Origin of the sequence: Streptomyces sp. NPDC001922 (assembly GCF_042891165.1) — a bacterium.
Lineage (GTDB): Bacteria > Actinomycetota > Actinomycetes > Streptomycetales > Streptomycetaceae > Streptomyces.
The window spans coordinates 70,413-94,692 of the sequence record NZ_JBIASV010000014.1 but is presented as its reverse complement, the minus strand read 5'-3'; the positions used below and the strand labels follow the sequence as shown (position 1 = coordinate 94,692).

Genomic DNA, 24,280 nt, shown 5'->3' with positions numbered 1-24,280 from the left:
AACCCTGTGGAGTACGGCGGTGTGCCCGGCCGCAGCCCGGCCGGGCACACCGTTCAACAGGCCTTCTCACTCCTCCGAACGGCTGCTGTGCGTTGCCGCACTCGCCGCTGCGTCATTGTGCCGGGACAGCCATTCGTCCAGCGTGGTGCGACAGGTGTGATCGAGGTGTTGCAGGTTCCGCAGGTCCAGTTCGACGGTTCGCTCCTTCGGCTGCTTGTCCAGTACCCCGAGGATGCGGGGGAGCTGCAGGAACGTGGCGTTGCCGGAGACGGTCACCTGAAGCGAATCCGTGCTGTTGTTGACGCTGTCGACCCGGACCCGGACCCGGACGTCCGACATCTCCCAGGCTGTCTTCATCACCGCGAGCGCCAGTCCCGCCAGGACCCCTTCGAACATGCTGGTCGTCACGATGCCGATGGCGGTCGCCCCCAGGACGACGGCCTCACCGCGGTGCCGGCGCCACAGGGGGCCGAGCCTCCGCCACGGTACGAGGCGCCAGCCGGAGCAGACGAGCACTCCGGCGAGCGACGCCAGCGGGATCAGACCGAGAGCCCCCGGGATGAGTGCCGTGAACAGCAGGAGCCAGACGCCGTGCAGTACCCGCGACGCCTTGGTGCGCGCACCGGCCTGGACGTTGGCCGAGCTGCGCACGATGACCGCCGTCATGGGCAGAGCACCCAGAGCACCGCACACCGCGTTCCCCACCCCCTGGGCGAGCAGTTCCCTGTCGTAGTCGGTGGTGGGGCCGGTGTGCAGCCGGTCCACGGCCGCGGCGCTGAACAGGCTCTCCGCCGAAGCGATGACCGCGATGGCCAGCACGGTTCCGAGGGCGCCGACCTCCGCGACCCGCCCGAGTGCGTCGGCGGACGGCGGTCGGATCGCACTTGCCAGGCCCTGGACGTCCACCCGCTCGACAGGAAGCCGGAAGACTGTGGCCAAGGCAGTCGAGAGTGCCACCGCGACCAGTGCCGAGGGGACCGAACGGACACGGCGCGGCACATGCTTCCACAGGGCCATGACCGCGATGGTGCCTGTGCCGAGACAAGCCGCGGTCAGGGTGTGGGGTGAACCGGCCGTCTCGGTGAACAGGCGGGGCAGACCCATGAGACCGGCGACGACGGAGCCGGGGGAGCGCTGATCCGCCATGGGGTAGAGCTGTCCGACGACCAGGATCAGGCCGATGCCCGCGAGCATCCCCTCGACGACTGCCAGGGAGATCGCCCGGAACCAGCGGCCCAGTCCCAAGGCACCCAGCACCAGCTGGATCAGCCCGGCGGCCAGCACGAGGAATCCCAGTGCGCCGACCCCGTAGTCGTTGACGGCATGGAGGACGAGGACCGTCAGGCCGGCGGCGGGGCCGCTCACCTGCAGGCTGCTGCCGGGTAGCAGCCCGGTGACGAGACCTCCCACGATGCCGGTGACCAGGCCGAGTTCGGCGGGTACACCGGATGCCACGGCCACACCCACACACAGGGGGAGGGCCACCAGAGAGACGACGACGGAAGCGGTGATGTCGGCACGCAGATCGGCCGAGCTCTGCCGTGCTCCCTGTCGCAACCGTACGCGGCATCGGCCGCAGGTGAAGGCTCGGTTCATAGCGGCAGGAACACCTTGGACTCCGGCCGGTGAACAAGCACCGAGCCCGTGGCCAATTCGTAGAACCAGCCGTGCAGGCGTAGCCGTCCGGCCGCAATGCGCCGACTGACGGAGGGGTGGCCGCGCAGGCGTCCGAGCTGGCGGACCACATGTTCCTGGACGGCTGCGGAGAGGTCGGGGGTGGTGGGGGTGGTGGGGTTCACGGAGCTCGGGGCCGGTGAGGTCCGCGCGAGCCAGTCGCGGACGGCGGGTGTGGCCGAGAGGTCCTCGTGGCGGGTCATCGCGCCCACGGCTGCGCAGTGGGAGTGACCACAGACCACGATGTCCGGGACCCGGAGCACGGCTACGGCGTACTCGACCGTGGCCGCCTCGCTCGACGGCCGGTCCGGTCGGTGGTCGGGGACCATCCCCCCGACGGTGCGGAGCTCGAAGAGTTCGCCGGGGCGGGCACCGGTGATGAGGGCCGGCATGACGCGGGAGTCGGAGCAGCTGATGAACAGGGCCCGCGGAGTCTGCCCGTCCGTCAGCCGGGTGAATGACCCTGGCTCGGTGGCGACGTGCCTGCGGAAGGCTCGGACGTTCTTCACGAACGTGTGCATGAGGTTCCTCCAGCGCGGCCGGTGACGGCCGAGCGGCAGGGGATGAGGTGAGGGCGAGGTGAAGTGGCGGGCGCTGGGCGGTGGAGACGTCGTTGCCGCGAAGCGCTCGTCGGCACGTGATGAGAGGGCGGTGCGGAGCTTCACAGCGGTTCGTGGCGCTGGGGGGAGCCGGCTGCGGGGCGCCGCCCGAGGAGGTGCGCGAAGTGTTACCTGAGCAACGGGCCCGAAGCGCAGGGACAGGGGCGATCGGTGGTGTCGACGAGACGAGCCGCGCCGTGCGCATCGATCCTGCGGGGCGGACGCGCATGGCGGTGGCCCGTACCTGCGGGCACGAACTCGTCCAGGGGAAGGGGATGTGCGAGGGGACGCATGCCGCCTGCTGTGCGTCGAGCTGGAGGTCCTGGAGGCGGCACCGGGGCTCCGCGCTCTTCCTGAGGGCTTTCCGGTTGAGCCATGCCTGTCCCTTACTGTCCAGTACACGCTGCCGGAGCCGCAGCTTATGCAGGGGCCTCCGAGGATGGAAGTCCGATCAGTCCCAGGGGCAACAGCAGTCGCACTATGACGCGAAAGCAGCCGTCGGGGGCCGCGTCAGCGGGCTGAGGACCCGTCACGTCGCACCGGCGGCGGCCGTGCGTCCGCTGCTTCACTGCGGCGGCCGCCGAACTCCTCCGTGCTGCTCGCGCGGTGTCCGGTGCCGACGGAAGCCGCGTCGCCTCGTCGGCAGGGGACCCTCCTCGTCCGCGTTCCGGAGCGTCTCCAACAAAATTCAACACGATGGGTTTCCAGCCTTGTTGTCGAGTGGCGCGGATTTCTGGGGATGAACGCTTGACGTGAGATCGGAATTCCGAGTCTCATGTGGGGCGACCTGTTGGATCCCGTTTGATTCTGATTGATCGTTTCCGTGGGTGATCGACGATCAGCAGCGGTCCCCAGGTCATCCGTTGCTCACGCGCCGGGGGGACGCGCGTGACCGAGCCATGGGAGCTGTTCGTGCAGAAGGCCACTGTGAGAACCCGGGTGGCGGGTATGGGGACCGTGCTTTCGCTCCTTGCTTCCCTCGGCGCTGCCGGGCTGGCCGGTCTGGGAGCCCAGCTCGCCGTGGCCCCGCCGGCAGCCGCCGTCGAAGACGGGCTGGCACTGACCCCGCCCATGGGCTTCAACAACTGGAACTCCACCAACTGCCGCCGGGAGTTCAACGAGGAGATGGTGAAGGGCATCGCGGACCTCTTCGTCTCCAAGGGACTGAAGAAGGCCGGGTACCAGTACGTCAACATCGACGACTGCTGGGCCAAGAGCACCCGTGACGGCAACGGGAACCTGGTGCCCGATCCCGCGCGTTTCCCGCACGGCATCAAGGCACTGGCCGACTATGTGCACGCCAGGGGCCTGAAGTTCGGCCTCTACACCAGCGCCGGCACCAAGACCTGTGCCCGGAACGGATTCCCCGGCGCCCTCGGCCATGAGCAGCAGGACGCACGGCTCTTCGCCTCGTGGGGGGTGGACTACCTCAAGTACGACAACTGCAACAACCAGGGGGTCGACGCCAGGACCCGCTACCGCAAGATGCGCGACGCGCTCCGGGACACGGGGCGCCCGATCGTGTTCAGTGTGTGCGAGTGGGGCGAGAACGAGCCCTGGGAGTGGGCGGCCGATGTGGGCCACCTGTGGCGCACCACGGGTGACATCACCGACAAGTGGGCGAGCATGCTCGCCATCACCAAGAAGAATCAGACCTTGGCCGACTTCGCGGGCCCGGGACACTGGAACGACCCGGACATGCTCGAGGTCGGCAACGGCGGCATGACGGCGACGGAGTACCGCAGTCACTTCAGCCTGTGGTCGGTGATGGCGGCACCGCTGCTGATCGGAACGGATCTGCGCAAGGCTTCCGCGGAGACCTTCGACATCCTCACCAACGAGGACGTCATAGCCGTCGACCAGGACCTCCTCGGTAAGCAGGGAACTGTTGTCTCTTCCGAAGGCGGCAGGACCGTCTTCTCCAAGCCGTTGGCCAACGGCGACCGGGCGGTGGTGCTGTTCAACGAGACGAATGAACCCGCCACTGTGACGACCAGCGCGAGGGCCATCGGACTGCCCGAGGCCTCCTCCTACGCCCTGCGCGATCTGTGGAGCAAGAAGGGCAGTACCTCGCAGGGCACGATCAGCGCATCCGTTCCCTCCCACGGCGTAGTGATGTACCGGGTTGCCCGGGACGGCGGCCTCGGTACGCCGCCCGCTGGTACGTCGGGGCTCAGCGCCCTGGTCCCCACCAGCGTCACCAATGGCTGGGGACCGGTCGAGACCGACACCAGCAACGGTGAGCGGGCCCCGGGTGACGGCGGCCCCATCACGATTCAGGGAGCCTCCTACCTGCGCGGCCTGGGCGTCCATGCCCCCAGCGAGGTCACCTATCACCTCGGGGGCCGGTGCTCCAGGCTGACGGTCGACGTCGGTATCGATGACGAGAGCTCCACCCGCGGGACAGCCGTCTTCCGGGTGCTCCGCGACTCCACGAAGGTCGCGGACAGCGGACTGCTCACGACCGACGACCCGGCCGAACGGCTGACCGCTGACCTGTCCGGAGGTTCCGTACTCCGGCTCGTGGTCACGGACGGCGGGGACGGCAGGACATCCGACCACGCCGACTGGGCAGAACCGCGGATCACCTGCGCCTGACCCACGCTGTCGTGCGAAGCCGCCCTGCACCGGTGCGTCCCGTCGGTGCCGCCTGTCGTCGCCGGAGCAGGAAGCATCGGCACTCCGGCCCCGACTTCCGAACCGCTGCCCCGGCCCTCCAACTGCCCCCGGGGCCGGGGCAGCTCACCCTCCCTGGGGTCGCGCCCGCGACCGTCGGGCCGCCCTTCGTCGGTCGAATCCGTCGATGGCCAGGAATTCGTCGTCGGGTGAGCCGGAGCCTGCGATCCCACGCGCCAGACGTTGTTGCGCTCACCGAAGCCCCTGCCCCGGGTGGCCGGGGGTGCGGGAGCAGTACGGCCGTGCTGTGCCCCGACGTCGAGCGAGGATCGGGTGGTGCCCGGGGTGCCGTCGGTCGGTCCGGGAGACCGGAAGGGGCCGTGCGGGCATCGTCGTCCATCTGCAGCGTGACGAGTGGTGATCGGCCACGTGTCAGGCTCCTTGGTGGTTGGTGGTTGGGAGAGCAGGGTGAGTCGGAGTAGGCCCCGGCCCCGCGGGGCCCGGGCCGGATTCAAGGCGGAGACGGTGGTCAGGCCGTCATGTCGTCATGGATGGAGCACTCCCCGGCAGGGACAGGGCAAGGGGACCGGAGAAGTGCTCCTTCATGGGTCAGGGTCGGTCGTCCTCCTTCGGCTGTTGGGGCTCTCGAAGCGGGGGACTGGTGGAAGGCCGCAGCATCCCGCCGCTTTGCCAATGCTTTACCTCAATGTCGCGAACCTGCCCTCTGCACCCGCCCGACCCCCGCGTGGCCGACGCCCCGCCCCGGTTTCCGCCGCGGTCGGCCCATGCGGCATGCTGGTGCCCAGCAGGGGTTCCGCAGGTTGGGTAGGCAAGGGGAACCACGGAAGTCGCCCCTGCGGTGCGTGACGGCCCGCGCTTCGGCCGTCCGTCGGTCCGTCAGCGAACGGACGGCGAAACAAGGCATCGAGCCGTCGTTGCCTCCACCCCCGAAGTGTCCTCGGGCCAGTCGTTTCCGAATCCGGTCCCGGGACGCGTTCGTACCCACGTGAAGCAGGAACTTCATGGCAACTCGCCCCAACCATGCATCCGTCAGCGTGCTTTCCGATGCGGAACTGACGGATTCGATACGCCGCGGTGAGCCCGCGGATGCCGAACTCGCCGAGCTCTACCGGCGCCACCGGATCCCGGTCCGCGCCTTCGCCGGAACCTGCAGCCGGGACCCCCACACCGCCGAGGACCTGACCTCCGAGGCGTTCGTGCAGACCATCCATGCCGTGCAGCGGGGCGGCGGCCCCGCAGGAACCTGGCGTCCCTACCTGCTCACGGTGGTGCGGCGTACCGCCATCGACTGGGCCGACACGAGGCGGCGGGGCGAACTCACCGACGATGTCGAGAGCCACGCCCGGAACGTCGCACCGGTCGACGACGGTGAACAGTTCGTGCTGCGCCGCGAGGACGAGGATCTGGTGGTCCGGAGCTTCCGGACCCTGCCCGAACGGTGGCAGGCCGCGCTCTGGCACGTCCTCGTCGAGCGGGAGCCGGCGTCCAGTGTGGGCACCATGATGGGTCTCAGCGCAAGCGGTGTGGGGTCCTTGGTCGAGCGGGCGCGGGAAGGCCTGCGCGAGGCATATCTGAGTGTCCATGCCCACCGCGGTGAGGTCAGCGAGGAATGCCGGCACTACGGCAAGCAGTTGGCGATCACGCTCCGGCGGCCGGGCCGGCGGCCGGACAAGGACCTGGCGCGCCATCTGGAGCAGTGCGACGCATGCCGCCGAGCCCAGATCGACCTGGTCGAACTCAACAGCCGCCTGCGGGCCGTGCTGCCGGGCGCCGTCCTTCTCTGGGGCGGCACTGCCTACCCGGAGATGCGGGAGGCCGGTTGTGCTACGGGCGGGGCGGAGGGGCAGGTCCCGCAGGTCCCTTCAACGGTGCCGGCTGGAGCCGGGCGCGGCGCAGCGGACTCCACGCTCTTCTCGCTGCCACGGCGCGCGGGTGCCCTGGCGGCCTTGGTGGCGGTGACGGCCGGCGGGTACCTGCTGCTGCCCGGTGAGCCGGGCGCCGAGCCGCCGCAGGCTGTGCGGACACCCACCACCTCAGGACCCCGCGGGACCGTGTCGCAGACGCCGCCCGATTCCCGGCCCTCCCCGCGCCGGACGGCCCCGACTCCCCGGCATCCGTCCGGGACACCTTCGTCGGGCACGGTGACATCACCCGCTCCCACACCGACAACAGCACCCACACCGGCACCGGCCGAGCAGGAGAACCCGCCTCCCGGCCCTGCCGGGCGTACCAGGCTGCGCATCGACTCCACAGGACGATGCATGGAGATCCCGGCCGCCGTGCCCACCGCGGGGGCCCGCCCTCAGGAGGCCGGGTGCGACGGGAGCGCCGCGCAGGCATGGGATGTCGTCCCCGCCGGTGGCGGCCGACGGGTGCTGGTGCGCAACGCGGCGACCCGTAAGTGTCTGCGCCACACCGGCACCCGGCGGGACCGTGCCCCGGTCGACCAGCAGACGTGCGACGGCGGTGACGGCCGGCAGGTCTGGAGGCTGGGAGTGAACCGCAGTAAGGGCACCGTCGCGTTCACCGACGGCAGCGCCACGATGTACCTGGGCCTGAACGACTGGGCGCAGGCCAGTCAGGGCAAACCCCATGGACCCGAGATGGGAACACTGCACCACTACTACGGGTCACCTTCACTGCACTTTCGTCACGACGGCGATGTGGATGACCTGATTCCTGGATGACACCGGCGGGGGCGCGGTGAGCCTCGTCCGTGTCCCCGCCCACGGGAACGGTGTTCGCTCGCCGTCGAGGGAAGCGAACACCGGCCTGCCGCGGCCCTACAGGTGCCTGCCGACCGTTCGTCGGCATTCACCGGATCGGATCCGTCGTGCGAGGGACAGGGCCTTGTCGACCGACGGGTGCGAGCTCCTGCGCATCTCCCGGTAGGCGGTGTCGTTCCACCAGCCGAGCAGCTTCTCCGGAAGCTGAGCACGGAGCTGGTGGTCGAGATCGGACAGATCCGACTCCACCTGACCGCAGAAGGTGCACTGAGCCTGATGGCTGTCGGACCAGTGCTCCGATGCGCCGACGGGATGCAGACTGCGGCCCTGGGCGTACACCAGGCACGGCAGCCGGTTCTCCACCTTCCGTCGGTAGGCGGCCAAGTAGGAGTCCCGGAGCGCCCCCCGCGCCCGGTCGCTGAACAATGGCACCTTTTCCTTCGGGACTCCGAGGACCTTTCCCAGCACGGCGGGATCATCGCACTCGATGACGGAGTGCCACAGTGCGGTCTGCCAGCGCATCGGCAGGTGCGTATAGGCGTCGGAGAGTGCGACGCGGGCCTCGATGGGCCAGGTGCCCCCGCTCGCCGCCCATTGCCGGAACTCGGTGGTGATACCCGGTGAGAGGGTGTCCTGCGCCCATACCCGCATCGCAACGGTCCGTGCGGTGGCGAGCAGCTGGATGCGCCACACCATGAAGACGTCGGTTCCCCGTTCGGTCGCCTGGTACGCGCGACGGAACGTCTCCTCGGTCGCCCACTCCACGGGGCCGGGTTCGGTCAGGCAGGTGCGGAGATAGCTGTGGACCGCCGGGTAGTGCCGCTCGACGAGGACGGTGAGGGCGCCCGGATGGCCACGACGTATGTACTGGCCCACGGTGCTGTCGCTCGTACCGGACCACTGCCGACGGCGTTCCAGCCGCCGGACGATTCTGCTGGGGGCGGCCCGCGAGGAGGCGGACCGGGGCAGCGCGCCGGTCAGCGCGGCCAGCGGCGCCAGACGCCTCAGCGCCTCGTAGGCGGCCGGAGGCCAGGGGATGGCCGCGGTCAAGGCGTCGGCCCGTCGCGCTCGACGCACACGAGTGGTCACAGAGTGCATGGAGGGTTTGTCCTTATAGACGGGTGGTGTGAGACCGGACGGTGATGCCGTTTCCGTACCGGCAGGTCCCGCTGTGCTGTCGGTACCGACGAGGAAGGGGCAACGCCCCGGCTGGGGGCGGTGGGGCGCTGCCCCGGTCCTGTTGCGGCGCCCGGTGCGGGAGGGTTCCCGGGCGCCGGGCGGGCCGTGTGCCTCGTCGGTCGTGCGCCGCCGAAAACCACGGCACATGAGCTGTGGCTATCGGTGCCCGGCCCGTCCGTCGTCCACAGCGGCCGGGATCCGTGCCTGCGACACGCCACCAGGCCCTTGGGGGGCGAGGGGCGGTGGGGTCTCCCCTCCGGCGCCGGCGGCCCGGAACGGTGCTCGCATCTCGGGGCCCTGCGGTGCGGTGATTGCCGGAATCTGCCGGGCCGGCTCCGTCTTCTCCTCGCTGCCTCCGTTGGAGACGGCAGACCAGGTGCGCAGGCGATGGCTGGCGGCCTCGGCCAGGCTCACGGGGCCATTGCGCTTGGCGGCCAGACGGCTTGCTTCCCTGCCGAGTGAGGAGATGTCCTCCCAGCGGAGCAGCAGCACCACCTGCAGTTCCGCCATGTTGTCCGGAAGAGCTTGCAGGGCGGGGTTGCCGTGGTCACTCATCGGGTTTCCTTCCCGCCGTTCCCGGAAGGGCTGTGCGGCAGGACCGGTCGAGGCCGAAGGGTGTCGGCAACCCGGACCCGGGAGCCCCGGGTGCCGGTGACGGCGGACTGCAACACGGTGGTGACCGGATCGGCCTGGGGCCCGCAGGCCGGGATGGTGCGAGTGCGCCCGCTCGGCGGGCTCGGGCGCCGGGACGCTCCCGGCCCGTCTGTCGTGGCCGTCTCCCGGGAGATCGGGGGTGCCTCTCCGCGGTGGGTCTGGGGGATGTGCACGGGATACTGCTCTCGTTCGTGGGCCGAGGGGGCCTGTTGGGGGTTCGGGCGGTGCCCCCGCTCGGTGTGAGCGGGGGCACCGCGGGGAGTGCGACCTCCGGAACCGCGTGACGCAGTCGCCTCCTGCCGGCTCCTCGTAGTTGGTGGGTTGTCACGGGGAAGGACCGGCGCAGGCGGCGGACATCCCGGCGCTTTGCCAACGCTTTACGTTCAGCCGTGGGATTTGGCCCACCGGAGCCAACGGCTGTACTGTCCGCCCCGCGACCTCTCAACTCCCGTACGACCGCAGTCCCTTCGCACCGACTCCGCAGGGAGAACACGTGCCAAGGAACCGACACAAGCTGCCGCGCAAGACGGCCATCCCGGTCACGCTCGCCGTGGTGGCGGCACTGGGGTGGACCTCGATCGGCATGCCCGGCTGGGCGAACGAGGAGCCCCGTCAACCGTCCGCGGGCTCCGCACCGTCCTCCGCCGCGGCCCCGCCCGTGGCCTGCGATGACCAGGACAGTCCGAAGAAGGGCTGGTACCAGGCCGTCTACGTGCACACGGCCGGCAAGGACAACTCCGCCAAGGCCGTACCGAACATCCAGCGCGTCATGTGGAACTCCGACCAGGTCTTCGAAGCAAGCGCCAAGCGCTTCGGCCAGGGCGACAGCAGGCGCCTGCGCTTCGTCCAGGACAAGAACTGCCGTATCGACGTCATGTCCGTCGGCGTCGAAGGGCTCCCCGCACGGCCGTCCTTCGGCGCCACGCGGATGAAGGCCCAAGCCGCCGTCGCGGCGGTGATGCGCAAGGCCGACCGGGCCAGTCGGGAGCGCTTCAAGCGAACCCGGCCGGTCTACTTCTACGACAACGGTGCCCGAGGCTGCGGAGTGTCCACCATATTCAAACCGAAGGGACGTGCCGACCTCCACACGGGCCGGGCGGCGGTCTCCTGGGGCTGCGCGACCGTGCCCGCCGTGACGCACGAGCTGATTCACCAATTCGGCGTGAACCACTGCAACAACAAGCGTGACCAGGGCGGTGACCCCATCTGCCGCGGGTACGACAGGACCCCCCGTTGTAACGACACCATGGCCACTGTCGTCCTGGACTGTGCCAAGGACGAGTTCCACTACTTCCACCCGCGCCCCGCATCGGGCAGTCCGCTGGCCCGGAACCCCAAGGAGAATGTCGCCAACAGCCCGTATCTGATCACTGACCAGCCCATGAAGCCGCTGAAGATGCGACTGGCCAACAAGGCCGGCGGGAAGTGCCTCACCGCGGACGGTGCCGGGGTGGTGCAGAGCACCTGTGGGACCGGTGCCGAACAGTCCTGGAGCCGTGCCATCGACAAGGACGGGTACTTCACCTTCACGGTGAAGGGCAAGTGCCTGACCGCTGCGTCGGGTGACCGCGCAGCGGCCACGTTCGCCGCGTGCAAGGCGGGCGACGGGCGTCAGCAGTGGTGGATGCCCTCGGGGCGTGGATCCTCGGCGGATCGCTACGAGATGGTGAACCGTGAGACGGGGCGGAAGCTCAAGGCCGATGGCCGGGCCAACTCCAAGGGCGCCTCGCCGATCGTGACCGCACGGGGAGGGGGCAGCTGGTTCGGCATGCAGACCGCCGGCTGACGGCGGCTCCCCGGCCTGTCACGCCACGGAGCGAGTGCACCGTGTGTGACGGGCCCGGGGCGCGTGCCGGCCGGCCCCCGCGGTGGGACGTGCGGATGATGTCCCGCAACCAAATGGTGGGTGCGCCTGGCGCAGGCGGACGAGGCCGTGGTCCACGGCGGTGACGCGCGCCGGCCCGGGAGGCTCCGGTCTCCCGGGCCGGTGAGCCATGCCTCACCTGCCCGGAGCCCTCGGGATATCGCATACGATGCATGTATGGGGCAGAAGGAGTGGGCAGCGCGGTTGCCGGTGGCGAAGAGCAAGGCGGAGCTTGTCTACGACAACCTCCACACCGCCATCGTCGGAGGAGCTCTCCGCCCGGGCGAACGCATCAACATGGACGAACTCGCGAGGAACCTGGGGGTCAGCAAGATCCCCATTCGTGAAGCCGTCAAGCGGCTGCAGTCCGAGGGACTGGTGGTCTCCCGGGTCCATTCCGGAGTGATGGTGGCCGAAATCGACCAGAAGGAGATCCACGGAGTCTTCCTGGCGCGGGAGGCGATCGAGGGCCTGGTCGGCAGGCTGGCCGTGGGCAACGTTTCCGCGAAACTGCTCGCCGATCTCCAACGGGTGCAGCGGTCCATGCGGAAGCAGTTGGACAAGGGGGAGGTGGAAAGCCTCCCGGAGCTGAACGCCGACTTCCACCGGATTCTCGCGGAGGCCAGCGGCTACCGCATCCTCGTGGAGCTGACCGAACAGCTGCTGCTCACCGTACGCCGGTACCGCCTTGTCTCCCCGACGGACGAACAAGCCTGGTGGACGGTGGTCGACGAGCATGACGCGATCATCGAGGCGCTCCGCGGGAGCGATGCCGAGGCGGTGGCGGAGGCCGTTCGCACGCACACCGTCTCTCAGGCGAGCCGCGAGGGTACGAGCGGCGAGTAGTCACCGTCCGGCCGCTCTTCGTGGGACGGCGAGACCGGGCCTCCGCCGCTCGCCGCCCTGTCGGGCTCGGCCGGATGTGTCCGGTGCGGGCAAGCGGCTCCCCGGCTTCCGGCTCGGCGGTGCCCCGCGCTGCGATGTTCTCCCAACTGCTTGCGGGAGGCGCTGCACCGTACACATCGCCGCCCCTGCTCGATGAAGACCGGCCGGAGCGGACCTGGCTCGCCGTCCGCCCATCGGCCGGATCGGTCACGACTCGGGCGGCGTGCGCTGTGAGGGGAGTGCGGGCGGCGACGAGAGCGGAGGCAGTCCCATCTGCTGCCGGTGGCCGTCCCGGAGCAGGCTCGCCGGGCTGACCACGGACGCGCCGGCGTCCAGCACCCATTCGGAGCCGGTGAGCATGAACGCCTCGGGGGAGGCCGCGTAGGCCACGGCGCCCGCGATGTGCTCGGGGCTGCCCAGAGCGCGGACCGGATTGCTTTCGCGCAGTCGGTTCAGGTCCGCCGCCCCGGCGAGCCGTGACTCGGTGGCCGGTGTGCGCACCCACCCGGGCGAGACGGTGACGAACGATATGCCGTGGCGGCCGTAGTCGACGGCGAGCTGACGGATCAGCGCGGCTATGGCGCCCTTGGCGGCCGCGTAGGCGGGGAGTCCTGGGGCCGCCGTACGGTGCAGCACCGAGCCGATGGCGACCACTGCGCCCGACTCGGCCTCGATCATCGAGGGCAGCACTTCCCGCACGCAGAGGAAGACCGAGGTGAGGTTGGCCGTCAGGACGGCGTTCCAGTCCTCCTCGGAGGTGGAGTGCAGCGGGCCGCCCCGCGTGATGCCCGCGCACAGGACGAGGACGTCGATCCTCCCGTGGTCCTCGACGACCTTCCGGACGGCCCGGGCCACCTCGTGAGCCTCTGTCACATCGGCCTGGTGGAAGGCGACCCCCGGCAGCTCGGGGTCGGTGAGATCCAGCCCGGCGACCTGGCAGCCGTCGGCTGCCAGGCGGGCTGCGACGGCGCGGCCGATACCGCCGGCCGCACCGGTGACCAGGGCTGTTCGCGTCATGGTGGAGGCACCTTTCGTGTGCGCGTCGGCGCGGGGTTGAAGAGCGACAAGAAAAGTATACGATCTACTAAATTTACTGGGAAGAAGCCTACGGAGGTTCTGTGCTTCCCGCTGATCTCATCACTGCCCTGCGAACGCGCAGGCTGCTGGCCATCGTCCGGGGGAGTGACCCCCGCATGGCGCTCTCCACGGTCATCACCCTTGTCGAGGAGGGCATCGACGTCGTCGAGGTCTCGCTCACCTGCGCCGACGCCCTGGGTGTCCTCGCAAGAGCTCGCCGGCATCTCGGGCCCGACACCGTACTCGGCGCGGGCACCGTGGTGACGCCACGTCAGGCACACCTGGCAGCCGAGGCGGGAGCGGCCTTCGTCGTGACTCCCGGGGTGACGGACGCCGTTGCGGAAGCGCGCGATCTGGGCCTGCCCGTCCTCGCGGGCGCGGTGACACCGACGGAGGTGGCGTCCGCGGTCGACGAGGGTGCCACCGCGGTCAAGCTGTTCCCCGCGAGTCTGGGAGGTGTTCCCCACCTGAGGGCGCTGCGCGACCCTTTCCCCGAAGTCTCCTTCGTTCCGGTCGGCGGTGTGGACGCCCGCACCGCCCGGGACTATCTGGCGGCCGGAGCCACCGCCGTCGGTGTGGGCGGCCCCTTGGTCGGTGACGCGGCATCGGGCGGCAGCCCGGCCGGACTCGGCCGACGGATCGCCGAGTTCCGAGCCGTCGCCCAGGAGGTGGCATCGTGACCGAGGTCCTCACGTTCGGCGAGGCCATGGCGGCCCTGCGTGCGGAACAGCCCCTGATGCTCGGTGGCTCGCTACGGCTGTCGGTGGCCGGAGCCGAGGCCAATGTGGCGATCGGCCTCGCCCGGCTCGGCCATGCGGTCCGCTGGGTGGGGCTCACCGGCGACGACGAATTCGGACGACTGGTACGGCGCACCCTGCGTGCCGAAGGTGTCGACGTCTCCCGTGCCGTCACCACCGAGGAAGGTCCCACCGGGTTGGTGGTGTTCGAACCCCGGGTTGCCGACCTGGTGCGAGTGGCCTACTTCCGCACCGGCTCGGCCGGATCGCGCCTCGCCCCCGTCCACCTCGACGCGGCACTCACCGAAGGGGCGCGCATCCTCCACCTCACCGGTGTCACCCCCGCGCTCGGCCCCGGGCCGGCCCGTGCCGTGCATTCGGCCGTCCGGGACGCCGGCCGGCAGGGAATGACCGTGTGTCTGGATGTCAACTACCGGGGAAAACTGTGGTCCCGGGAAGAGGCGGCGCGAGTACTGCGCCCCCTCGTCCCGCATGTGGATGTCCTGGTGGCCTCCGACGACGAGCTGAGCGTGGTCGCTCCCGCGGAGGCCGCGACGGAGGCCGCACGGATCGAAGCGCTGCTCTCTCGTGGGGTGGGCGAAGTCGTCGTCAAGCGAGGATCCGTCGGCGCCGACGTGTTCACCGCAGCCCGGACCATCACCCGGGACGCGGTCGCTGTCCCGGTCCGGGACACCGTGGGCGCGGGAGACGCCTTTGTCGCCGGCTACCTGTCCGGCGTGCTGGACGGCGGCCCGGTCGAACTGCGGCTCGACCGGGCCGTCACCGCCGGTGCGTTCGCCGTTGCCACGGTCGGGGACTGGGAGGGCCTGCCCGGCCACCACGAACTCGACCTGCTGCGGGCCGAGCCCGGCAGCACCCTCCGATGAGCGGGCCGTGCGGGAGGGGTGTGAGAGCCGGAGCGTGGCGTGTCCGGAGCCGGGACCGGTACCACCTCGCCGAAGGGGCGCGCTGGCACGAGGACGCCCTGATCTTCGTCGACCTCTTACGGGGCGTGCTGTACCAGGACGACGCCCCGCCGGGCGACCGGCCGCGTCGACTGCTGAGCCTCGGGGTGCCGTTGGGCGCGGTGGCGCCGGTCGCCGGACGCCCGGGGGAGTGGATCGCCGCTGCGGGTGCCGGTATCGCCCTGGTGGGCCCTGGTGAACCCCTGCGCTGGCTGTCCCGGCCCGAGGAGCGGGCGCCGGTACGCATGAGGATGAACGACGCCGCATGCGATCCCCAGGGACGATTCTGGGCCGGAAGCATGGAAGTGACCGGCGCCCGGGGTGCGGGGTCGCTGTACCGGGTGGACCACGACGGCGGTGTTCAGTGCGTGCTGAGCGGCCTGACCGTACCCAACGGGCCGGCGTTCACCCCGTGCGGCACGGTCATGTACCTCGCGGACAGCGCGCGGAGAGTCATCCACCGGTTCCCCGTCGAGCCGGCATCCGGTGAACTGGGCCCGGGGGAGGTCTTCGCGAGGTTCAGTGCGGACGAGGGGCGTCCCGACGGTATGACCGTCGATGACGAGGGGCATCTGTGGGTCGCGCTCTGGGGTGGGGCCCAGGTGCGTCGCTACGCCCCGCGTGGAAGCCCGGTGCTTCTGGAGAAACTGCCCACCCGCCAGCCGACCAGTGTCGCCCTCGGCGGCGGGTGCGTGTTCGTGACGACGGCCCGTCACCGGATGGACCCGCCCGACCCCCTCGCCGGTGCCGTACTCGTGCGGCCGTGTGCGATGACGGCACCGCCCGCATATGCCTTCGGCCCCGAGGGCGGCGGCAGGGGGATCTCCCTGCCCTGATGAATCATCAGAAAACTTCCCTGCAACGACCTCTAGCCTTCATTTCGTATATCGCATACTTTCTTCCTCACTCCCTCCTCTTCTCTCCAGTGAAGGCTGTGACCCACGGATGAGTTCTCCAGTAGTGACCGACACCGGTCCGAAGCAGTCGGCGGACAGCCGGCGGACGATGGTGGCGAGCACCATCGGCACCGTTATGGAGTGGTACGACTTCAACCTCTACGGGCTCGCCTCCGCGCTGGTGTTCGGGCCGCTGTTCTTCGGCTCCTCCTCCACGGGCGGGACCCTGGCCGCGTTCGCCACCTTTGCCGTCGGCTTCGCCGCGCGGCCCATCGGCGGCATACTCTTCGGCCACCTCGGCGACCGCGTCGGCCGCAAGTACGTCCTGCTGGCCACGATGATGGTGATGGGTGTGGCGACCACCCTTGTCGGCCTCCTGCCGACTCATGCGGAGGTCGGCATCTGGGCCCCGATACTGCTGATCACTCTGAGAATCTGTCAGGGAATCGCGGCGGGCGGCGAGTTCGCCGGCGCCACCCTGCTGACCGTGGAGAACGCGCCACCGGGCAAGCGCGGCCTGTACGGGGCGATCCCGGCCATGGGCACCGGAGCCGGATTCGTCCTGGCGAGCGCCGTGTTCGGCCTGGTGTCCATGATGCCCGACAGCGCCTTCATGGCATGGGGCTGGCGCATTCCGTTCCTGCTGAGCGCCGCCCTGGTGCTGTTCGGGCTGTGGGTCCGGCACGGCATCGACGAAACCCCGGTCTTCTCCGATCTCGACGGAAGCGGCCGGACCGTACGCTTCCCGATCCTGGTCACGATCAAGGAGCAGCCGGGGGCGGTCCTGCGCACACTCGGTATCACCGTGTCCGGCTTCGTCTGGGGCTACCTCATCCAGGCGTTCTCGCTGTCCTACGCCACACAGACCCTGTCCCTTCCGAAGTCGACCATGCTGTGGGCCATTGCGCTGGCCTCGGCGCTGGAGATCGTCGCCATCCCCTTCTGGGGCTGGCTGTCCGACCGGATCGGCCGCCGGGTCATGGTCTCCATCGGTCTGGGCTTCACCATCGTCTACGTCTTCCCGTTCTTCCGGCTGCTGGAGACCAAGAGCACACCCCTGGTCTTCCTGGCCATGGTGCTCGCCATCCCGTTCGCCAAGGACATGGTCTTCGGCCCGCAGGCGGCGCTGGTGGCCGAGCAGTTCGACACCCGCGTCCGCTACAGCGGTATCAGTGTCGGACGGGAGTTCGGCGGGGCGATCTTCGGCGGCACCGCACCCTTCATCGGGACCGCTCTCCTGGCGGGTTCCCACTCCACCAGCCCCATCGCCCTCTACGTCGTGGCGGCCTGTCTGATCACGGCCATCGCGGTCTTCACGGGCCGGGAGACCGCGCGCGACAGCATCCCGCACACACAACCGAGCTGACCCGCGCCCGCACGGCCCCCGTTCCGCGACCGACTGGAGAAAAGTGAGCAGCACGCCCTTGCGCATCGCCAAGATCGAGGCGGTGGCCCTCTCGGCCTGCTTCGACGACCTGTACGACTCCCCTGACGAGGTGCCCGACTGGCTGCGCTACCCCGCATCCAGCCACCTGGTCCTGCCCCGCCGCGGCCAGTACGCCACCCTGGTGAAGGTCCACGCCGAGGACGGCACCGTGGGCATCGGCGAATGCTACGGACTGCCATCGCCCCAGGTGACGGCCACCGTCGTCGCCTCCGTCCTCGAGCCCCTGCTGGTGGGCGAGGACGCCCTGGCCACCACCGCCGTGTGGGAACGTCTCTACCAGGGCCAGGCGGCGGGCGGACACAACCGCGGCTTCTACCTCGAGGCCATGGCCGGCATCGACCTCGCCCTGTGGGATCTGCGCGGAAAACACGCGGGCGTGCCCGTTCACCGGCTCCTCGGCGGCCCGGTCCGCGACCGCATCGATTGTTATGCGAGTCCCGTGGCTCTTCATGCGGACCCGGACGCCTCCGCACGCCAGGCACTCGGCTACGTCGAGCAAGGCTTCCGGGCTCTCAAGGTCAAGATCGGACGCGGTGTGCGCGTCGACCGGGCCCACCTGAGCGCCGTGCGCACCGCCGTCGGAGACGACATCGAGATCCTCACCGATGTCAACTGCGCCTACGACCTGGACGAGGCGACCCGGGTCGGTGCCGTCCTCGCGGACCTCGGGATCTCCTGGTTCGAGGAGCCGCTCCAGGTCGATGATCTGGCCAACCTGGCCGAGCTGCGGCGCCGCACCGGACTGACCATTGTCAACGGCGAAACCCACTTCACCCGCTTCGATCTGCGCGACTCCCTGCTCCACGGTGCGATCGACGTCTTCATGCCCAACGTCTCCCGCAGCGGGGGGATCACCGAGGCCACCCGCCTGGCGGCGCTCGCCTCCGCCTTCCATGTCGACATCGCCCCGCACGGTGTGGGCTCGGGAATCAGCCTCTGCGCAGCCCTCCACTTGTGCGCGGCCACTCCCAACCTGCGCACGTACGAGTACAACCGGCTCCCCAACCCGATCCGGGAACGGATCCTGCGCAACCCGCCCGAGTTCCGCGACGGAGCACTGACTGTCCCTCAGGGGCCCGGCCTCGGGTTCGTCCTGGACGAGGACGCCGTCGACCGGTACACCGTCGCCGTGTTCTGACACCCCTCACCCACTGGAGGTACACCATGCACTCTCCAGAGCCGCGCCGCGTCGGCAGAAGATCCCTTCTGGCCGGCGCGGCTGCCGCGGGCACGTTGGCAGCTCTGCCGTTACTCAGACCATCCACCGCCTCTGCCGCCACGTCCGGCGAGTACGTACTCCGGTTCGATGAGCGCAAGCAGACCATCCTGGGCCTCGGATTCGAGATCCAGTCGGACTCCATCGGCTCCGACAACCAGGGCCTGCCCGACAGGGTCAGCGGCGTTCCCTACGACCTCACCCCGAGCGAACGCGATCGCTTCTACCGGCAGATGCTCAAGGTGCGGTCCGACCGCGGCTTCCGCTACTGCAGACTCGCCCTCGGCCTCTACTACCGAGGGACGGACCCCACCGGCAAGCATCTGCGGGACCGTTACTCCGGACAGGGGGCCCTGCTGGCAGACATGATCAGGAGGGCCGGCATCGAGGGCGTCTCGGCGGAGTACTGGTCGCCCGCACCCGGCTGGAAGAGCAACCGTTCCTACATCGGCGGCAAGCTGGCCTCCTTCGCCCCGGCGGAGCTCGATGCCCTCGGCGACGCCATGGTGGGAGACCTGGATCTGCTGGCTGCGCACGGTGTGCCCATCTCGATGTGGGGCCTGCAGAACGAGCCCATCTACAGGACGGCGTACTCCTCGTGCGTCTACTCCGGTGAGGAGTACCTCAAGACCTTCAAGGCCGTGGCACCCAAGGTCCGTGCCAGGTATCCCCACGTCATGATCCACGCAGACAGCGTCGACGGCTGGAGCGGCGCCGCGGGCAGAGCGATCAGGAGGGATGCCGACGCCCTCTCGTACGTGGATGCCTGGACCTATCACCGGGTCGGCGCGAACAGCGACGACCAGATCGCCGGCGACTTCACCTCGGGCGCCGAGGGAAAGCTCGTCTTCAACAACGAGTTCGAGTATCTCAAGGGCGGGACCTCGGACTGGCGCACCATCAACACCGCGCAGTCGATCATGAACTGGATGACGTTCCAGAACGCACCGACCTGGTTCTGGCTGCACGCCCTCAAGCCCACCACCAACGCCGAGTCGCCCGGCTACTCGCTGGGTTTCTGGCGGCCGCCGCATGACACCGACTTCAGCCACTATCCCCACATCCGGCCCGGCCACTGGGACTTCAACGACCGTAACTGGAACGCCGTCGCCGGATTCGTGCGGTACATGCCCTGGAACTCGGTCCGCTACGGCGCCGACGAATCGGCGATCTTGAAGGACCAGCGGATCATGGCGTGGAAGACCCCGGAAGGCAAGCCTGTCTTCGCCATCACCAATCGCTCCACCTCATCCTTCACCTACGGCATCGACACCCGGACATCGGCCGCCTTCCAGGGGCACCGGTTCGGCCCGTCCACCCACAACAGGACGCTGGAAACTCGTAGGGGACCGAAACTCTCGCTCACGGTGCCCCCTCTGTCCGTCGAGTTCTGGGTCCGGACCCCCTGACGCGTCTGCGCGAACCGCAGCGGACGTCATCGCCCCCGGCAACGGCTTCACAGCCCGCCCACACCGCCGTCGGAGGCGGTGACGGTCGCGGCATCGCCACAAGAATGCTCAGGGGTCTCTGTGACAGATGACCGAGCGCCGTAGTTGGCCACCTCAGCCAACTACGGCGCTCGTCGCATCGCGCACCCCCGGATTCGAGAGCCGACGAACGAAGGGGCAGCGTCGACCACGGAGGGCACACAGGGTTCCGGAGACACTCCTGCGGTCAAGGGGGCGAGGCTCCCAGCCAGGAGGCGACGGATGCCGCGATGGGCAGACCTGCCTCCAGTTCGATGAACCCGAACTGCCCGCCCTGATTGCACTCCAGGAACCACCACGTCCCCTCGTCGTCCTCCGCGAAGTCGAAGGCCCCATAGGAGAGCTCGGCGACCTTCTTGTACGCCTCGACGAAGCGGAGGACTCTCGCAGGCACTTCGACGGGCTCCCAGCAATGCCCGGTTTCGCCGAAGCGGCCGTCCACCTGTTCCGGGCCCGCAATCTTACGGGCGGCCAAATGATCGTCACCGATGCTGGTCAGCCGGATATCCGCACGCTTGGCGATGTAACGTTGCAGCATGGTGGGGCCCGCGGCGACACTGTCGAAATCGGCATCCGGCGGGACGATGGTCGTGCGCAGTTCCATCGGCGGGTCGCCCGGTGGTTTGCCGGACACGGATTTCGCGACCACTTGCCGGTATTGTGAGGCGAATTGCTGGGCCACGTTGGGACGTGTGGTGATCACCGTGGCCGGCACCGGGAATCCGTTGCGGTGAGCTATGACGAGCTGCCAGGGCTTGTAGCGCGCCCGCGCTGCCATACTGGGATGGTTCATCCAGCGGGCCGCTGAACACTCCAGCATCCCGTACAGAGCATGCTCGGACTCGAGGGAAAGCCAGTCCGAGGGGTCGGGGGCGTGTGAGGCCGGTGTGCCGGGCCGACGCATCCAGACGGACCGTACGCAGTCCACGGCCACCAGGCGTGAATCAGTGGATATGTAGCCGCGAACCTTACCGCGTACATATTCCGCATTGAGTCCCACCTCACCGGGAATGTCGCCGGGGTCGAAGCGAAGGAGGGGAACGCTGCGCGCGTGCAGTTCGGCGACAACCATATCGGCCGTCACATCCTCTTTGCACGTCAGGATCAGTACCGTCATGGCGCACAGTCGCTCAGTCGTCGAAGTGAGTCGCGGAGCCGGCTGTCGACGTGGTTGTCCCCGCAGCTGCGAGCATCACCTTGTCGCTGATGGCGGGACGCCCGTCGGGCAGTACATTCAGCTGGAGGGAATGGTCGTACGAGTAGTCCATCGTGTCAGGTGACGACGACTGGGACCGCTGCGCAAAATTCCAGGTGAATGGCTTCATGCTGACTCTCCTTGCTTATGCGGAGCCGGGCGCTGACAGGCTGTTGGATCCACAAATTTCTCGGTCGGCCATCCGGGCTCTCCGCTGGCGGGGATCCCCGACTGGCACCCCGGACGGATCTCCAGGGTCGGATTCGCTACCCAAAGGTCTGAACGAATCGGATGACCATTTTCTACAGTGACGCCGCTTCTCCTCACAACCGCTTCTGAAAATTTCCTGCCATGTGACTGTGTGCAGCGGTTGAGTTACGAGAAGGCGTCCAGTCGTGTCGGGCGACGCAGGAATGAACAATCTGAGCAGGCGAATGCGGCCCGCGGTGATTTCCGCCGCGCGGCGACGTCATGTCAGCGTCGATGCGATGCGATGCCATGTGTGGGCGTGACGGCAACGGCTCAGGCCCTGCGGCCGGGTGCATGGCAATAGGAACGGCGCAAGCCGGCGGGGCCCGGCACGCACACCTCCGCCGCAACGCGTTCCGGCATTGAGGGCAGGGGCCCAGCGAGGCCTCCTTCCGGAAGCGCTTCGAGGAAGGGCGCAGGCCGACCGTGGGCCGGCAGTAGTCGGCTTCGCGGGCGGAGGTCTTCACTGCGCGAACGCTCGGGTCGCTCCGCCCTCGCTCCGTACGTCCCTGACGTACCGTATGCCCGACTCGCCATGGGCGTTTCCTCGTCGAGCGGACTGGTGCCGCACGTTCTCTGCTCATCCGATCCCCTCCCGCGCATCGTTCGTGACGTGCTTCCTGTCAGGTGGGTGATGATGAGTCGGATCGGCCCGCATCCCGCGCCTTTGCGGAGCCTTTACTCATGGATTGACGAGTCGGTCCCCGGCCCCTGCGCCTGCCGCTCCAGAGGCAGCAGCGCTGTGCCAGGGTGCAGTGCCCTCGACGGTTCTGCTGTGTTGGGCAGGCCGGCGATCTCGAACTCGCTCTGCTAAAGGCTCGGGGCGCTGGTGGCAGTCACCGAAGGTGACTCGGCGAAGAGTGCGGGCAGCAGCCGGTATGCCCCCGGTCCGTTTTGTGGTGGGGCGCTCAGCGCGGAATCGCACCCCGCGGCAGGGGCCCGGGCAGCGGGGGCTGGTCTCCCGCACCGAGGGCAGCGGGGGGACGGTCAGAGTGGGCTTACGGGGTGTCAGGTGGGGAGACGCGCTCCCGCCCCGGCCTGCGACACCCACCGTCATCTTGACGTTCATCATCTTTTTCCAACAGAACCAAACATTCGGACTCTCCCGCGTGCTAGACCTATGGGCGGGGCAACTCAGGGTGCGAAAGGCAGGTTTGTCGGCCCTGCAGCACGGCCTCCCGGTTTCATCCGCTGCCATGCGCTGAGTCCTGATCGATGGCTTCTTCCTTCAGAGGCCGAACTTCCGGGATGCGTGGCAGCGTTGTGCACTGTCCCGAGTCTCATCGCATCCACGAACGCCACCGCGGTCCCCGTCATGTACCCGATGTGCACTGTCATGTCTCCGATGTGAAGGAGTACCTTCGTGCTTGCCCAAGGATCTCGCAGGCCGGCCGCCCTCGTGGTGGGCGCCGTGCTGGTGGCACTCACCACGGCCGCGTCCGCGACAGCGCACGGCCACGGCTCCGATCCGCTGCCCGCCGTCGCGCCGCACGCGGAGACGCCCTCGCTGTATGACGACGAAGCAGGCGGCAACGCCAACGCGGACGACCCGGCGATCTGGCGCAATGCCGCTGACCCCGGTCGTAGCCTGGTCGTCGCCACCGCGAAGCAGGGAGGTCTGCGGGTCTACGACCTCGATGCCCGGCAGGTGCAGTCGGTCCCGGCGCCCCCCGCCGCGAACCCCGATGACGCTCCGGGCCGGTTCAACAACGTCGATCTCATCCATCACTTCGGACTGCAGTCGGGACGAGCCGACCTCGCCGTGGCCACCGACCGTGGCCACGACCGGCTGCGGATCTACCGCATCGACCGGGACCGCTCCGGCGGCCCGCTCACCGACATCACCGATCCCGCCGCCCCAGCGGTGTTCTCGGGCAGCCAGGACGAGATCAACGATCAGCGCACCGCCTACGGCCTGGCCACCTGGACGGATTCGGCCACCGGCCGCTCGTACGCGCTGGTCAGCCGCCGCGAGCGCACCAGCATCGCGCTGCTGGAACTGACCGCCGCCCCTGACGGGACAGTCGGGTACCGCAAGATTCGGACCCTGGACCTGCCGTCCTCGTTCCGGCTTCCGGACGACACGTCATGGACGCCATGCGCCGAGCCCGGTGAGCTGCCCCAGGTCGAGGGTATGGTCGTCGACCCGGCCAACGGCATGCTCTACGCCGGCCAGGAGGACGTCGGCATCTGGCGGCTGCGCGCCGACCTGACCGGTGACCGCGAACTCGTCGACAAGGTACGGGAGTACGGCGTCCCGGGAACGTATGACGAGGAGCAGGACGAGTGCGTCGCCGGCACCGATCCCGGCTACGGCGGATCCCGGATCGCGGCGGACGTCGAGGGACTGACACTGCTCACGCAGCCCGACGGCGACGGGTATGTGCTGAGCTCCAGTCAGGGGGACAACACCTTCGCTCTCTACGACCGTGAACTGGAGGACGACAACGAGTACGAGGGCGGCTTCCGCGTCGCCGGCGCCTCGTCGGCACTTGACGGCTCCGAGGAGTGCGATGGCGCGGACGTATTGAATGCGCATCTGGGCAAGAAGTACCCGCACGGGCTGCTCGTCGTCCAGGACGGCCACGACACCCCCGCCGACCACGGTCGCGAGGCCACCGGGTTCAAGTTCGTGGACCTCGGCGAGGTCATGGAGAGCGTGGACGACTGAGCCCGAGAGAGCGCCTCTTGGGTTGTAGCGCGACCCCGCGGACGCCATGCAACGACAGCGCATCAGCGAGGCACCCACGGGGACACAGTGCTGCCGCTGGGCTCCGACAGGGGGGCGACGAG

The 24,280-nt window shown here is 69.0% G+C and carries 18 protein-coding genes; 11 read left to right on the top strand and 7 right to left on the bottom strand.

Annotation, left to right across the window (positions count from 1 at the left end; all coding sequences use genetic code 11):
• Positions 1-66 precede the first annotated feature (66 nt).
• Positions 67-1,596, bottom strand: coding sequence for a SulP family inorganic anion transporter (locus ACFYYR_RS25355; RefSeq protein WP_388857855.1), 1,530 nt, complete (start codon positions 1,594-1,596; stop codon positions 67-69).
• Positions 1,593-2,195 carry a carbonic anhydrase gene (locus ACFYYR_RS25350; protein WP_388857853.1) on the bottom strand — a complete coding sequence of 201 codons (603 nt, stop codon included), beginning with the start codon at positions 2,193-2,195 and terminating at the stop codon, positions 1,593-1,595. Before ACFYYR_RS25350 ends, ACFYYR_RS25355 begins: the two co-directional genes overlap by 4 nt.
• A 1,026-nt stretch (positions 2,196-3,221) precedes the next feature.
• Between ACFYYR_RS25350 and ACFYYR_RS25345 the strand changes: the two genes are divergently transcribed.
• Together ACFYYR_RS25345 and ACFYYR_RS25340 are read left to right on the top strand one after the other, a co-directional pair.
• Positions 3,222-4,871: an NPCBM/NEW2 domain-containing protein gene (locus ACFYYR_RS25345; RefSeq protein ID WP_388857850.1), complete on the top strand. Its 1,650-nt coding sequence runs from the start codon at positions 3,222-3,224 to the stop codon at positions 4,869-4,871.
• A 1,073-nt stretch (positions 4,872-5,944) separates the two neighbouring features.
• Positions 5,945-7,597, top strand: a complete 1,653-nt coding sequence (locus ACFYYR_RS25340) for a sigma-70 family RNA polymerase sigma factor (protein ID WP_388857847.1) — start codon at positions 5,945-5,947, stop codon at positions 7,595-7,597.
• 96 nt (positions 7,598-7,693) lie between these two features.
• Here the strand turns inward: ACFYYR_RS25340 and ACFYYR_RS25335 are convergent, their stop codons facing one another.
• Positions 7,694-8,725 (bottom strand): hypothetical protein, encoded by a 1,032-nt coding sequence (locus tag ACFYYR_RS25335; RefSeq protein ID WP_388857844.1) that lies wholly within the window; start codon positions 8,723-8,725, stop codon positions 7,694-7,696.
• A gap of 246 nt (positions 8,726-8,971) precedes the next feature.
• Positions 8,972-9,370 (bottom strand): hypothetical protein, encoded by a 399-nt coding sequence (locus ACFYYR_RS25330; protein ID WP_388857841.1) that lies wholly within the window; start codon positions 9,368-9,370, stop codon positions 8,972-8,974.
• A gap of 592 nt (positions 9,371-9,962) precedes the next feature.
• Here ACFYYR_RS25330 and ACFYYR_RS25325 point away from each other — a divergent pair.
• Both ACFYYR_RS25325 and ACFYYR_RS25320 read left to right on the top strand, forming a co-directional pair.
• A complete protein-coding gene (locus ACFYYR_RS25325; protein ID WP_388857838.1) occupies positions 9,963-11,255 on the top strand; it encodes an RICIN domain-containing protein in 1,293 nt (430 codons plus the stop codon).
• 255 nt (positions 11,256-11,510) lie between these two features.
• Entirely contained in the window at positions 11,511-12,179 is a 669-nt protein-coding gene (locus ACFYYR_RS25320; protein ID WP_388857835.1) for a GntR family transcriptional regulator, read from the top strand.
• Positions 12,180-12,425: 246 nt separating this feature from the next.
• Here the strand turns inward: ACFYYR_RS25320 and ACFYYR_RS25315 are convergent, their stop codons facing one another.
• Complete coding sequence (locus ACFYYR_RS25315; protein WP_388857832.1) at positions 12,426-13,235, bottom strand: SDR family NAD(P)-dependent oxidoreductase; 810 nt, start codon at positions 13,233-13,235, stop codon at positions 12,426-12,428.
• A gap of 101 nt (positions 13,236-13,336) precedes the next feature.
• Here ACFYYR_RS25315 and ACFYYR_RS25310 point away from each other — a divergent pair, with 101 nt between their 5' ends.
• The 6 genes from ACFYYR_RS25310 to ACFYYR_RS25285 all read left to right on the top strand — a co-directional run bounded on the left by ACFYYR_RS25310 (position 13,337) and on the right by ACFYYR_RS25285 (position 19,965).
• Positions 13,337-13,975, top strand: a complete 639-nt coding sequence (locus tag ACFYYR_RS25310; RefSeq protein WP_388857829.1) for a bifunctional 4-hydroxy-2-oxoglutarate aldolase/2-dehydro-3-deoxy-phosphogluconate aldolase — start codon at positions 13,337-13,339, stop codon at positions 13,973-13,975.
• Positions 13,972-14,919 (top strand): sugar kinase, encoded by a 948-nt coding sequence (locus tag ACFYYR_RS25305; protein WP_388857826.1) that lies wholly within the window; start codon positions 13,972-13,974, stop codon positions 14,917-14,919. Before ACFYYR_RS25310 ends, ACFYYR_RS25305 begins: the two co-directional genes overlap by 4 nt.
• Before the next feature lie 20 nt (positions 14,920-14,939).
• Positions 14,940-15,833: an SMP-30/gluconolactonase/LRE family protein gene (locus ACFYYR_RS25300; RefSeq protein WP_388857823.1), complete on the top strand. Its 894-nt coding sequence runs from the start codon at positions 14,940-14,942 to the stop codon at positions 15,831-15,833.
• 109 nt (positions 15,834-15,942) lie between these two features.
• Complete coding sequence (locus ACFYYR_RS25295; protein WP_388857820.1) at positions 15,943-17,259, top strand: MFS transporter; 1,317 nt, start codon at positions 15,943-15,945, stop codon at positions 17,257-17,259.
• Between the two features lie 43 nt (positions 17,260-17,302).
• Positions 17,303-18,478 (top strand): mandelate racemase/muconate lactonizing enzyme family protein, encoded by a 1,176-nt coding sequence (locus ACFYYR_RS25290; RefSeq protein WP_388857817.1) that lies wholly within the window; start codon positions 17,303-17,305, stop codon positions 18,476-18,478.
• Positions 18,479-18,504: 26 nt separating this feature from the next.
• Positions 18,505-19,965: a hypothetical protein gene (locus tag ACFYYR_RS25285; protein ID WP_388857814.1), complete on the top strand. Its 1,461-nt coding sequence runs from the start codon at positions 18,505-18,507 to the stop codon at positions 19,963-19,965.
• A 265-nt stretch (positions 19,966-20,230) separates the two neighbouring features.
• On the opposite strand, the gene tgmB is transcribed toward ACFYYR_RS25285, so the two are convergent.
• Positions 20,231-21,160: an ATP-grasp ribosomal peptide maturase gene (gene tgmB, locus ACFYYR_RS25280; RefSeq protein WP_388857811.1), complete on the bottom strand. Its 930-nt coding sequence runs from the start codon at positions 21,158-21,160 to the stop codon at positions 20,231-20,233.
• A 13-nt stretch (positions 21,161-21,173) separates the two neighbouring features.
• A complete protein-coding gene (gene tgmA, locus ACFYYR_RS25275) occupies positions 21,174-21,368 on the bottom strand; it encodes a putative ATP-grasp-modified RiPP (protein WP_388857808.1) in 195 nt (64 codons plus the stop codon).
• A 1,482-nt stretch (positions 21,369-22,850) separates the two neighbouring features.
• Between tgmA and ACFYYR_RS25270 the strand changes: the two genes are divergently transcribed.
• Complete coding sequence (locus ACFYYR_RS25270) at positions 22,851-24,158, top strand: phytase (RefSeq protein ID WP_388857805.1); 1,308 nt, start codon at positions 22,851-22,853, stop codon at positions 24,156-24,158.
• Positions 24,159-24,280: the final 122 nt, after the last annotated feature.

Coding starts and splice junctions, on each gene's coding strand:
- ACFYYR_RS25355 (WP_388857855.1), bottom strand. CDS start 1,596: ATGAACCGAGCCTTCACCTGCGGCCGATGCCGCGTACGGTTGCGACAG.
- ACFYYR_RS25350 (WP_388857853.1), bottom strand. CDS start 2,195: ATGCACACGTTCGTGAAGAACGTCCGAGCCTTCCGCAGGCACGTCGCC.
- ACFYYR_RS25345 (WP_388857850.1), top strand. CDS start 3,222: ATGGGGACCGTGCTTTCGCTCCTTGCTTCCCTCGGCGCTGCCGGGCTG.
- ACFYYR_RS25330 (WP_388857841.1), bottom strand. CDS start 9,370: ATGAGTGACCACGGCAACCCCGCCCTGCAAGCTCTTCCGGACAACATG.
- ACFYYR_RS25320 (WP_388857835.1), top strand. CDS start 11,511: ATGGGGCAGAAGGAGTGGGCAGCGCGGTTGCCGGTGGCGAAGAGCAAG.
- ACFYYR_RS25315 (WP_388857832.1), bottom strand. CDS start 13,235: ATGACGCGAACAGCCCTGGTCACCGGTGCGGCCGGCGGTATCGGCCGC.
- ACFYYR_RS25295 (WP_388857820.1), top strand. CDS start 15,943: ATGAGTTCTCCAGTAGTGACCGACACCGGTCCGAAGCAGTCGGCGGAC.
- ACFYYR_RS25285 (WP_388857814.1), top strand. CDS start 18,505: ATGCACTCTCCAGAGCCGCGCCGCGTCGGCAGAAGATCCCTTCTGGCC.
- tgmB (WP_388857811.1), bottom strand. CDS start 21,160: ATGACGGTACTGATCCTGACGTGCAAAGAGGATGTGACGGCCGATATG.
- tgmA (WP_388857808.1), bottom strand. CDS start 21,368: ATGAAGCCATTCACCTGGAATTTTGCGCAGCGGTCCCAGTCGTCGTCA.